The sequence below is a fragment of the Xenorhabdus littoralis genome, from assembly GCF_033949345.1.
Taxonomy (GTDB): domain Bacteria; phylum Pseudomonadota; class Gammaproteobacteria; order Enterobacterales; family Enterobacteriaceae; genus Xenorhabdus; species Xenorhabdus littoralis.
Genome location: NZ_VCDP01000048.1, coordinates 28,978 through 39,599, shown reverse-complemented (window position 1 = coordinate 39,599; position 10,622 = coordinate 28,978). Strand labels below are relative to the sequence as shown.

The window sequence follows — 10,622 nt, the reverse complement described above, 5'->3', positions numbered from 1 at the left end:
TGCAGCATTGCCGTCGGCAGGAGTTCATCCGGATCATTGGAGACAATGATATCGAGGTTCTTGATTGTTGAGCGGGAGATGATCTGATCGGGTTGATTCAGATCCGCGGTCTGCATCAGCAATTCATACAAACCCGCAGGCGCTTCATAGCTCAGGGTAAAAATACTGCTGGACGTGGGTTGGGAATAATCAGCATCAATCAGGAGAGTACGTAAACCAGCATCAGCAAGAAATCCGGCTAAATTGGCTGAATGGGTCGATTTACCTTCGCCCCCTTTGGGGGAAGTAATAGGAAGTATTCTCATTTTGCATACTCAGTTAGTGAGATATGCAAGCCAAAAAATTACGTTTTATTTTTCATCAGTCTGGCAGGGGATTGAAAATCCCCGTGTCCTTGGTTCGATTCCGAGTCCGGGCACCAAGATTTAATGCGGGTTTGTCGAGGTTGTTAAATTTCCTGACAAAAGCGCAAAAAACAAACAATAGTTAATGAAGTGTTAAATGACAATTTGCACGCTATTGTGGTGTTTAAGACAAGATACAGGGTAGCTGTTTTAACAGCTGCCATTTTCTCGTTGAGGGTAATGACTCCAGTAATTGATTCTGATGTCAAGTAAGGTGAAAACTTCACGAAATACAGTATGGTAACAACACTCACTTTATACCATCAAGATTGATGCAGGGCAGTTCACACAAACCACCGCCTGAATCCTGTCTGAGTTCTGCCCTGTTTTTTTAATCCGTTTTATTCATTTACTCATGCACATCAGAACGATCGGTATACAACCCCAATTCCCGCTCTAATGCTTTTCCCGTCACTTCCATATCAAGATCTATGTACTCCATTGTCGTCGCAACGTTACGATGCCCCAGTAATCGTTTCACCAGCGGCAGATTGCGATCCGGCGATTTCATCAGCGTTGAAGCCATGGTATGGCGAAACCGATGCGGAGAGACAGCAAAATCACATTCTCTGGACAACCGGCGGAAGAAAGATCGGAGCTGTTGTTTTTCTCTATTAATATCGTATTTGTAACGGGAAAGCCGACTTGGATGTGGCACACTTAGCCGACTAAGGTCAAAAACCGGATCACTGGCTTCAGCCCCAGCAGCCGTTGCCCGTTCAATTAAGTATGTCAGCCGGGGTTTAAGGGGATGGACAATCGGTATCTCCCATTCACTGTGATTCTTGCTGCCTGCCAGACCCAGTTCAATGTAATTCCCTTCCAGATTGATATCCCGCACCCGCAGGTGCAACAACTGGTTCTGGCGCATCCCCGTAAAACGTAGAGTCGCCAGCACCGTTGACCAGTACCAGGTCGGATACAGAGCACAACGCCCTCCCTTCGGCGTTGTCTGGATCCGTTCTTCCTCCGCGAACTTCCCCATCAACAAATTAATGCGGTTTACCTGCGATTCACTCAGAATTTTCTTCTTTTTCTTCTCTTTTTTCACCACCGCGTTATTAAACGGATTCTCTGTGTGGGGCAGCAATTTTCGTTTCATGCCAAAATTAAAGATTGCCCGTAAGTGAGCCACCTTATTATTCCAGGTATGGCTCGACTGTTTTTTCTCCAGCAGAAGATGACGCCGCCACCGGAGCACCTCCCGGTGAGTCACCTGCGCCGGTGAAGTTGTTTCCCCCATAAATTGTATAAAACCCCGTACGACCTTCCGGTAACTCCACTCGGTATCCGGTCTCAGGATATGTGAAAAAAAGTACTCTTCTAATAGCTCTTCCCAATTGAACGTTTCTGCTGTGTGCAACATCTTCTTTTTCCCTCTGTTATCACACCTTCATCGGGTTCCTGTTCATAGAACCCTTGCCGGTGTCAAAAATACAAATAACCCTTTAAATTATTTTCTTTTAAATGATGATGTTAGGTAACCATCAGTGACAATATTTCTGTCTCCCATTCCGATCGTTTGATCAGTTTTAAATCATGATGGTGATTTTTTCCGTCAGACTGATACCCAAAATTAATCATTTGATTGAAATAATGACAGCAGTGTCCGGGTATCGTCCGTCATGGGCGGAGATGAACGGTTCATTTCACCGACGGGGAGGATAGCTGCTGTTTCCGGGGTAATTGCTGATCCGGTTTCAGAAGAAAAAGCCGCTTCTGTCTCGGTAGCTGAAGTAACCTGTTTATCCAAGGGTGAATGAACCTGTCCGGCTGCTTCCTGAAGCAGCGCATCAATCAGCGGCACAGTGGACGGGCGGCCATTAAGATGCTGCATCAGGCAGTGCCAGACTTCCGGTACGGAAACCAGCCACATCATTGCTTTTTCCGGTAACAGACTGGCTGCCAGAAACACCTCCTGAGGGGCAAACGGTATGTTTTCCGGGAGATGAAAACGGAAACGAAAAGGTTTATCAGGCACACAGATTCCCGGTTGCCAGTGATGCCCGTCTTCCAGCTCCCCTTCCAGTTGCCGCAACAACGGCAGGTGGTAAAACAACGCGGCCCAGAACACCACTGCCTGCCACAGTAGGCTCTGGGCAGCTTGGGTTTCCGGTGCTGCCCCCGGCGGCAACATATGCCCTTTCGCCAAACGCACAGCACAGGTGGTGAATGCCAGCGTCAGGTCAGCAAATCCCCCCAACGCTGACCATTTCCCCTCCGGTGTTGCCGGTACCTCCTGGACACTGCCCAGCAGTTGCTTCACTGGTGCAAGATAAAAACGCTGATACAATCCGTCAGGAAGTGCACTGTTTTGCCATAATTGCTGAAGATATTGACGGCGCAAGGGCGTAGCTAACAATTCATCAGCCGATTGGGGTTGAAAATAGCACCGACCGTCTTCCTGTGGGCGCGATTTGGGTTGCGGAAAGCTCCGACGGGTAAAACGGGATTTAAAACACTGAAACATTATTTTTCCTCTTTCGGTTCAAATGTGGCTCAGTGTCGGCGAATCCCAGTCGGAAACAAGGCACAACTCTTTTTACGAAAATGAAAATTAATCTGACTCGATTCACTCACAGATTGACTTATTGAATCAGCTTAACTTTCACTCTAACTCATTGTATTAACGTCATTTAAAAACAAAAAAAAAGCGCCCCGAAAGGCGCTGTGGTTGAAAAATACGGTCAGGCGGCGATAAGCTCCGCCGCCCGTAAACGTGCAGACCAGTTACCCAGATAATGCGCGGGTGTGTAACGCGTCCGTTTGTTGCCGTCATCATGCAGAGCATTGCCGATGGTGACGGCGGCCGGAATACCGGTCAGGGATAACTGGATGTAAGCCATCACCGCCGCCAGCGGGTCAATATCAATCGCGTAGACCCACAGACTGCACAACGGATCATGCCCCAGCTCTCTCAGTTCTTCAGCAACAGCCAACGTCATACAGCCTGCTCCGCAGGCTGGTTCGTAGAATGTGATAAAGGGTTTCTGCTGCAATTGTGTTGACACATCCTGCAACTGCATTTTCGCCATCATTCTGGCCACTTCCCAGGGGGTAAAGAACTGGTTAAGGGCTTTATCTCCCAATTCCAGCTGCATAAATACACTGCCGAGGAAATCACCGGACTCTTGCGCCAGTCCGAGCACCACATGGGAAAACAGCTGCACAACCCGGTCAACATCGGCCCGTTCATACTTCTTGATGGTTTTCAGGTAATACTGCTCCAACTCTTCACTGAAACAGTGCTTATTGTGGATCGCAGCCATGGCACAGTGACAAAAATCCCGGAAGACCTGATAGCGGGTCTGATAACGGGCTGTTTGCTTAAACAACGAAATAAATTCTTTCTGATAGTCGGTTCGGGATGCCATTGCGTATTTTCCTTACAGAATAAAAAAACAAAAGGAAAACACGCCCCGAAAAGGGAACAAGTTCCCCTTTCGGTTGACGTAGTCAGTTCGTATAAAATGAATCAGTGATATAACCGGTTACTGCCCGACGGCGATAGCCGGCAGGGCCAGTGCCGTTTCCGTCTGTTCACTGGCGACCAGATACAGTGCCGGCCGGTTTTCCCGTCCTGACTGCCCGTGGCCGCTGTCCACATGCGCGCCCTGATCATAACAGTCGTAGCCTTTGAATTGACCTGACGCTTCGCTGTACCAGTGGTGGATTTCACAGTCAAACACCGCAGACAGCTCTCCCATCAACTCCGCCGAAGGCGGTACCCAGGGGGAATCAAAACGCACGGTTAAGCTGCTGACATTCCGGCGCTCCCAGCGCACATGGTGGCCAAACGGCCATTCCAGCCCGTACTGCTCCTCATAAAACTGTCCGGTAGCGGGAATGTCTTTCAGTAAGCCACTGCTGCCGCTGATTTCCGTGGCCAGATTAGTTGCCATAATCATCAGCATGTCACAGGGCTGCGCCGCCTGCGGATACACATTCAGTTTATCCCAACAGGCGCCGATATCGGGCGTCTCCGACCAGCCCACCAGACCAAACCAGTCGGTATACTGGCGGGTCAGCAGACGGGCGATAACATCCCGCGCCGCTTCCGGTACAGTGTCCCACTGCATCAGGCCAAGACCGGACTGCCGGTACAGGTTATCAATGCGTTTGATATTGTCCGTATTCAGCGACACATTATGCTGCAACAACAGCAGCCACTGCTCAAAGGCCAGATGCTGCGCCGTCGGGGCCGCCGTGCCGCGCACTAACGCCGGATATGGCGTATACGTCTGCGGTTTGGTGGGTTTCAGTATTCCTGCACAGCCGGCCAGAAACAGGCGCAGGCTTTGTAGCACCGCCTGGCGGTAACGGGGAACTTCTTCCCCGCAGACCCACTGTTGCATCACATCGATACAGACGGATTTGCCGGTGATTTCCAGTTGATTGGTGCACCATTCTGCCATGGTTAAGTTCCTCACTCAGATGATAAAAAATAAACAGGCGGAACCGTCCCGTCAGGGAAAGCGGTTCCCCCGATGGGTAGATTGAAAAAAAAGAATTACGGGTCGGTTTGCCTGAACAGCCTGTCAGCCAGACCGCTGTCAAAAATCACCGTCAGTTCATCGTGGATATCCAGATAAGGCGTACTGCGCGGGATAACCTGCGTATTCAGCCGGGTTAAGTCGTATTTATCCACCAGTTCGTTAATGGCTTCTGAAGGCCGGACACCGCTGTCTATCAGTGCTGCCACCGTATCGGTTTCACACAGGGCCGTATCGGTCAGGCTCAGGCCAAAATGCCGTTTCAGCAAGGCAGCCGCAATCACCTGCCAGACGGTTAAACGTAACGTGGTCATAACGTCCCCTCAGAAAAGACACAGACGGAGACGCCATACCGGAGAATATCCCGCACTTCACTGCACTGCTGATAATCGGGTGAAACCCCATGCAGTGACAATAAATGCACTTTGTGCCACAACGCACGCGCCGCCGGCGTATTCTGCCAGCTCTGCTCAAGCATCGCTGCCTGACATAACCGCTGCTGTTGCTGTTCCAGTGACAGGCGTTCTGACGTCAGGGTGACCGGCTGCGCCCAGATAATCCCGTCATCAAACCGGCCACCGAGCACTTTTCTGTCCTGTGAATCAAAAATCATGACGGTCAGCGGAAAAAAAATCCCCGAAACCTGAGCAGATAACCTCGCCGGCACCAGCCAGTCCCCCAGAAGATGGATCACCTTCAGCCGCTGCACCACTTCCGTGACGGTGGCGGCTTCGCACATCATCAGGGTTTCCGGCTGCAATGACTGTAGTGCTTTCGGGTGTTGCCTCAGACCGGTGACCTGAGCGGTAAACCGTTCTTCATGGTATGCGGTACTGGTATCATCCGGTGCCGGTAAAAAAATGGGGTTCATGGTGTTGTTCCTCGATTTTATGTCAATGAAAGAAAACACCCGCCCGATACCGGGAAGGTGTTTTGGCTTCCCCGGTCAGGCGCTGAATAAAAAGGTTAACCGCCTGCTGCGCGGATAACGTTAATGATGATTATTTTGTGTGAGCATGCTGTGACGGACTGATAACCGCCTCACCGGGCCTCAGTGTCATCACCGTGGTTATCAGACCGCTTTCCGGGTGCTGCTGTGCATATTCCTGCAAGGCGCAGAACCGATAGGCCATCTCATCCGACTCAGTCAGTCCCGCGATATGGACGAACAGGAGCGCCGTCACTGCCAGCCCGAAAGCATCGGCGGACAGTGTGAGCGTCAGCGACGTCTCCGGCAGGTAAACGGCATACGTTTTTGCCCATGTCGGCACCAGATAGGCCAGTGATCCAGACACCTGTCGGCCAATCCACTGTTCAGGCCGATCATGCCCGCCTAATTCAGCCGCGATATTCGCCAGCAGGAATCCCAGAAACAGCCGCTCCAGCTGGGTTTTGTCGGGAAACACGGCAGAAAGCGCTGCGCTGTCCAGCAGAATCAGTTCATTATCGGACATCACATTTTTCCTTATTTGTCAGACCCAACGCCGCCCGGATAAATTGGGTTTCAGGATGCTGCAGCGCATATTCCCGCAGGGCGCCAAACCGTTCAGCATATCCGTCCAGCTTTAACAGGGTCGTCAGATACCCCAACACGCTCAGAGTCACCATCAGTCCGAAAGCATCGGCAGAAACCTCGCCTTTAAAGTCCGTTGTCTCCACCCTGACCACCGCGGGTTCCGGTCGTATCGGCACGATATAGGCGATGGTGTCTGAGACTTTCCGGTACTGCCATCGGTCACACCGGTCATCGTCACACAGCACGGCGGCGGCTTTAATGAACGTGTTCTCCAGCAGCATCAGCTCCAGCGAACCGGTGTGCGGAAAAATCTCAGCAAAGGGGGAGTGTTCAGGTGCGGGCACGATATCCGTGACCGGAGAGGTATTTTGTTGCACAGTATTCTCCTAATAAAACAACGGAGAACACCGACCCAATGGGAAACGTGTTCCCCGTTGGGTGACTGGCCGGCTGGCCATAATGGATAAGATTAAACAACCTTCATCATCAGACTGACGATATCTGCTTCCAAAGGGGCGCAGATGTACCACACGGGTGTGTACTCCCTTGCAGGCTACAGGAGTGTTGCTGTCGCTGCCCGAAGGTGATCCTCACAAGCGACCGGATCATTACTAAGTCTGACTACGCTAATCAAGGAACATCATAAGATCAATGGGGAATTCATTTTCTGAGATAAAAAATAATATTAGGAATACAATGAGCTTTGGGGTTAGTCTGGGGAGCTTGTTCTACTTAAGAAAATTTAGACAATTTCTGCCCCCCAGCAGTGTTCCCCAGAGACTCAAGACGCTCAGATTCAATGGTAACCGATTGATATTATGGGGTTCTATCGCATCACTAATTACCTTCTATTCATACTTATTTTATCCAGCTGAATACAATAACCACTGCCATTGTCTTCATAGATCGGAAGCAGCTTTTCTATATGAGTTGCACCTTGATCTGATGGTATTCTGTCGTGAAATTCGATTGAGTGTGACAGTCGGTTAAGAGCGAAAAACAGACTGATCCGCTTATCCCAATATTTGCTCAGACGACTTTCCGTCAGCAGCAAAGAGATATCGCGGACACTCATTTTAAAATATATCCAATATTACAACCGAGTCTTAGCCAAACCTTTTAATTGGCTTTACCGTGGGAATACAATAATAAAGACATTCATTGCAGGATAGGGCACTAGTCCTGTATATGAGGCTAATATTAAGTAACCTGAACTTCGTTTAAGAAAAGAAAGAAAAAAGGAACTAAGTGCCTGAGGCACGATCAAAGTTTTTTCTTAGAAAACAAAATCGTGGAGATTCTCAGGCTATGACTACTTTAGAAGAACTTTTCTGCTGCATCGATGATTTTTGCCAAAAATTTATTCCCCTTTGGGAACAACAGCTCATCGAAAATGCTGGATTAACACAATAAGTGCAATGTGCGCCCTGTATAGGCTTCAATGGGGGTTAATCCCTTTAAAACCTTTCTTGGTGTCATGTTTAATCTTAATTCCAATTCACTGACATCTTGCTCTGTGAGTGAACCAAAAACTGTTCCTTTAGGCCATTGGCGACGAATTAAACCATGGGTATTTTCATTCGTTCCTCGCTGATAACTGGCATAAGGCCGGGCAAAGTAGATTTGCGCCTTCGTTGATTGACTGACCTTTTCATGTCGGGCGAATTCGCCACCATTATCCAGTGTAATAGTATGAACCGACGAAACACGATTTAACAAGGTACTCATGACATTAGAGACCGTTTCTGCCTTTTTATCCGGTGTTTTTGCCATTAACAATAATCGGCTTTTTCGATCAACCAATGTGACCAGATAAGCATTCTGACCGTATATCGTATCCCCTTCAAAATCGCCGGTACGCGCACGTTTGTCCGCAATAGCAGGACGTTGACTGATGTCCACCCGATTCGGGATGGGGCTCTGGCCAGCCTGACGCTTCCCCCCTTTCCAGCGTGTTTTTCCAAAGCGAGGCAACTGCTTGTAAAGCGAACCCCCTGCGTCACGATCTTCACGAATACGCCGATAAAGCGTGCTGTGGCTAAGGACAATTTCCGGACATTCCAAACGCATTCGGTAGTGAATATTTTCTGGCGAGCAACCCATTGATAATCCCTCAGACAAGATATTTTCATATCTAAGATGATGTTTTTTAAACTTAAACGCGGTCTTTTTCGGTTATTCTTCAATATTTCTGCTGACTTAGCACAATATTGCTGATTGTTTGCATTCCGTTTCAGTTCACGTGAAACGGTGCTGGCATGTACACCCAGCGATTCAGCGATCTGATATTGTGGAAAACCCTTGTTATACAGGGCTTGAAGCTGATATCTTTGCTCGGGAGTCAACTGTCGGTACTGTCGGGTTTGTTTATGCATATCAGGCTATGATTTCAGGTGTGAGAGCCATGAAATGTATCACAGTTGACTCCCGCCTTTTAATATCCCGCCGATTGCACTTAATATGTTAACTCAGCGCTGCTGACAGAAAGCCGCCTGAGCAAATGTCGGGAGACCAGACTGAACCAACATTCAATTTGATTTAACCAGGAAGCGTGTTTGGGGGTATAAACGAATCGGATCCGATGTGTCGGGTCAAGTTTGAGTCAATACACCTAACTCATCTATTTTCTGGCGATAATATTCGGCCGCCAATTTGTCTTTTTTCAAAGCAGAACGAGGTAGGATCATGATGGCGTTACCTTACAGAGATGTGTTCTGTTTGTATTTTGCTCAGTTAGGCGACTATGAAAAGTTTTTAGAGGTTCCTACTTATTTCCCCCCTCAAATTATTCCATTCCTAATATCTTGTTTGATATCAATACCACCCGATAAAGCCATCAAAAAACTAATGTTTACTATTAATTTTTAATACTTCTAAATTTTAAATTTTGATATTACATCTCAAATTAACCACATTAATTTGACTAAAAGTAATCGTAATGATAACAGGTTATGATTAATAACCAAGTATACTCCTCCATACTCAAAGTAATAAAAAACATTAAATACAATTAATAATTATTAAGGAGCAATAATGAGTAATATCCATGTCGTTCCCCATTCTCAGCAATTACTTCCTGAATTTAATAAAAGTTGGACTGACTGGCGTTGGCAGCAAAAAAATGCATTACGTGATGAGGAGTCTTTACGTATCGCTTGTGGTGGATGGGATGATGAAATAACCCAACGTATTCAGCAGAATTTACAGGGCCAGAAAATGCAAATCACGCCCTACTATCTCAGCAGAATTCTCGCCACCAGCCAATCTGGGGATATTACAACGAACCCACTTTGGCGGCAGGTTGTTCCATTCTGGACTGAAGAAGAACTCTATGGTTATGACGGCGAATCTGAAAACTGGGAACTCAATGATGAAATGAAGACGCCCATTTGCCAGCATAAATATGACAACCGAGTCATTTTGCGGATGGTGAATGCCTGTAACTCCTACTGTCAGTTCTGTTTTGAAGCCCTGCGGACATTGAAAGTTGACTCAGATAAATCGAATGCAGGCCGCAGTTCCTTTCAGCAATCCCTTGACTACATTAAAAATACGCCCTCAGTGGAAGAAGTCATACTCAGCGGAGGCGATCCCTTGATGCTGACCGATAATAAGCTGGATGAATCTCTGGCCGCCATTCGGGAAATCAGAGAAGATCTACTGATCCGAGTTCATTCCAGAGCCTTGACATTCAACCCTTACCGCATTACCGACGCCCTCATCGAAACCTTGAAAAAACATCACGTCAATGCTTTTGGTGTTCATGTCTGCCACCCCCTTGAGCTAAGTCAAGAATTCCAAGCTGCCGTGCGTCGCATCCAAAGTGTCGTACCGATTGTTTTTTCCAATATGCCATTCCTGCGGGGCATTAATGACGATCAAGAAACGCTCCATAAACTGTTTATCAATCTGTATCGTATGGGCGTGAAACCCTACTATCTCTACCACTTCATGCCTTTCTCTCCCGGCTCTTCGGAATACAAAGCTTCAATCAATGATGCTATTGCCATTATGAGCAAGCTCAAACGTCGCGTTTCCAATATTGCCTTACCGGAATATGTACTGCCGCATATGAAAGGCAAATTCACCGTGCCTTTATTTACGAATCAAGAAGAGATGCCTTATTTCGAAACCATCAATGGCAAGCGTTACTACCGCTTTATTAATTGGCAAAACGAACAATGTGAATGGTTGGATAACTAAGTTAAT

At 47.8% G+C, this 10,622-nt stretch carries 12 protein-coding genes and 2 pseudogenes; 1 reads left to right on the top strand and 13 read right to left on the bottom strand.

Annotation, left to right across the window (positions count from 1 at the left end; all coding sequences use genetic code 11):
• The 13 genes and pseudogenes from FE394_RS12580 to FE394_RS12525 all read right to left on the bottom strand — a co-directional run.
• Window positions 1–305 (bottom strand): ParA family protein (locus tag FE394_RS12580; protein ID WP_319926722.1); only part of this gene is annotated, 305 nt, incomplete at its 3' end.
• Between the two features lie 448 nt (window positions 306–753).
• Entirely contained in the window at window positions 754–1,770 is a 1,017-nt protein-coding gene (locus tag FE394_RS12575; protein ID WP_319926721.1) for a tyrosine-type recombinase/integrase, read from the bottom strand.
• A 210-nt stretch (window positions 1,771–1,980) separates the two neighbouring features.
• Window positions 1,981–2,874, bottom strand: a complete 894-nt coding sequence (locus FE394_RS12570; RefSeq protein ID WP_319926720.1) for a TraI domain-containing protein — start codon at window positions 2,872–2,874, stop codon at window positions 1,981–1,983.
• 217 nt (window positions 2,875–3,091) lie between these two features.
• Window positions 3,092–3,778: an N-6 DNA methylase gene (locus FE394_RS12565; protein ID WP_319926719.1), complete on the bottom strand. Its 687-nt coding sequence runs from the start codon at window positions 3,776–3,778 to the stop codon at window positions 3,092–3,094.
• 117 nt (window positions 3,779–3,895) lie between these two features.
• Window positions 3,896–4,819, bottom strand: a complete 924-nt coding sequence (locus FE394_RS12560) for a DUF1281 domain-containing protein (RefSeq protein ID WP_319926718.1) — start codon at window positions 4,817–4,819, stop codon at window positions 3,896–3,898.
• Between the two features lie 95 nt (window positions 4,820–4,914).
• Window positions 4,915–5,211, bottom strand: coding sequence for a TA system toxin CbtA family protein (locus FE394_RS12555; protein WP_319926717.1), 297 nt, complete (start codon window positions 5,209–5,211; stop codon window positions 4,915–4,917).
• Complete coding sequence (locus tag FE394_RS12550; RefSeq protein ID WP_319926716.1) at window positions 5,208–5,768, bottom strand: hypothetical protein; 561 nt, start codon at window positions 5,766–5,768, stop codon at window positions 5,208–5,210. The genes FE394_RS12555 and FE394_RS12550 overlap by 4 nt, the downstream gene beginning before the upstream one ends.
• A 130-nt stretch (window positions 5,769–5,898) precedes the next feature.
• Window positions 5,899–6,351: an antirestriction protein gene (locus tag FE394_RS12545; protein ID WP_319926715.1), complete on the bottom strand. Its 453-nt coding sequence runs from the start codon at window positions 6,349–6,351 to the stop codon at window positions 5,899–5,901.
• Window positions 6,341–6,790: an antirestriction protein gene (locus tag FE394_RS12540; protein WP_319926714.1), complete on the bottom strand. Its 450-nt coding sequence runs from the start codon at window positions 6,788–6,790 to the stop codon at window positions 6,341–6,343. The genes FE394_RS12545 and FE394_RS12540 overlap by 11 nt, the downstream gene beginning before the upstream one ends.
• 464 nt (window positions 6,791–7,254) lie before the next feature.
• The gene (locus FE394_RS12535) at window positions 7,255–7,488 is read right to left on the bottom strand and encodes a hypothetical protein (protein ID WP_319926713.1); all 234 of its coding nucleotides are present in this window, start codon (window positions 7,486–7,488) and stop codon (window positions 7,255–7,257) included.
• 326 nt (window positions 7,489–7,814) lie between these two features.
• A complete protein-coding gene (locus tag FE394_RS12530; RefSeq protein ID WP_474068173.1) occupies window positions 7,815–8,516 on the bottom strand; it encodes an IS30 family transposase in 702 nt (233 codons plus the stop codon).
• A gap of 173 nt (window positions 8,517–8,689) precedes the next feature.
• Window positions 8,690–8,788: pseudogene (locus FE394_RS19945) on the bottom strand (IS30 family transposase); the annotation flags it as partial.
• An 80-nt stretch (window positions 8,789–8,868) separates the two neighbouring features.
• Window positions 8,869–8,994: pseudogene (locus FE394_RS12525) on the bottom strand (transposase); the annotation flags it as partial.
• A 452-nt stretch (window positions 8,995–9,446) separates the two neighbouring features.
• Here FE394_RS12525 and FE394_RS12520 point away from each other — a divergent pair.
• A complete protein-coding gene (locus FE394_RS12520; protein ID WP_319926711.1) occupies window positions 9,447–10,616 on the top strand; it encodes a KamA family radical SAM protein in 1,170 nt (389 codons plus the stop codon).
• The last annotated feature ends 6 nt before the right edge of the window (window positions 10,617–10,622 follow it).

Excerpts from the sequence above, each read along its gene's own strand:
- FE394_RS12545 (WP_319926715.1), bottom strand. The coding sequence starts at position 6,351 with ATGTCCGATAATGAACTGATTCTGCTGGACAGCGCAGCGCTTTCTGCC.
- FE394_RS12530 (WP_474068173.1), bottom strand. The coding sequence starts at position 8,516 with ATGGGTTGCTCGCCAGAAAATATTCACTACCGAATGCGTTTGGAATGT.
- FE394_RS12570 (WP_319926720.1), bottom strand. The coding sequence starts at position 2,874 with ATGTTTCAGTGTTTTAAATCCCGTTTTACCCGTCGGAGCTTTCCGCAA.
- FE394_RS12535 (WP_319926713.1), bottom strand. The coding sequence starts at position 7,488 with ATGAGTGTCCGCGATATCTCTTTGCTGCTGACGGAAAGTCGTCTGAGC.
- FE394_RS12575 (WP_319926721.1), bottom strand. The coding sequence starts at position 1,770 with ATGTTGCACACAGCAGAAACGTTCAATTGGGAAGAGCTATTAGAAGAG.
- FE394_RS12520 (WP_319926711.1), top strand. The coding sequence starts at position 9,447 with ATGAGTAATATCCATGTCGTTCCCCATTCTCAGCAATTACTTCCTGAA.
- FE394_RS12565 (WP_319926719.1), bottom strand. The coding sequence starts at position 3,778 with ATGGCATCCCGAACCGACTATCAGAAAGAATTTATTTCGTTGTTTAAG.
- FE394_RS12560 (WP_319926718.1), bottom strand. The coding sequence starts at position 4,819 with ATGGCAGAATGGTGCACCAATCAACTGGAAATCACCGGCAAATCCGTC.
- FE394_RS12555 (WP_319926717.1), bottom strand. The coding sequence starts at position 5,211 with ATGACCACGTTACGTTTAACCGTCTGGCAGGTGATTGCGGCTGCCTTG.
- FE394_RS12550 (WP_319926716.1), bottom strand. The coding sequence starts at position 5,768 with ATGAACCCCATTTTTTTACCGGCACCGGATGATACCAGTACCGCATAC.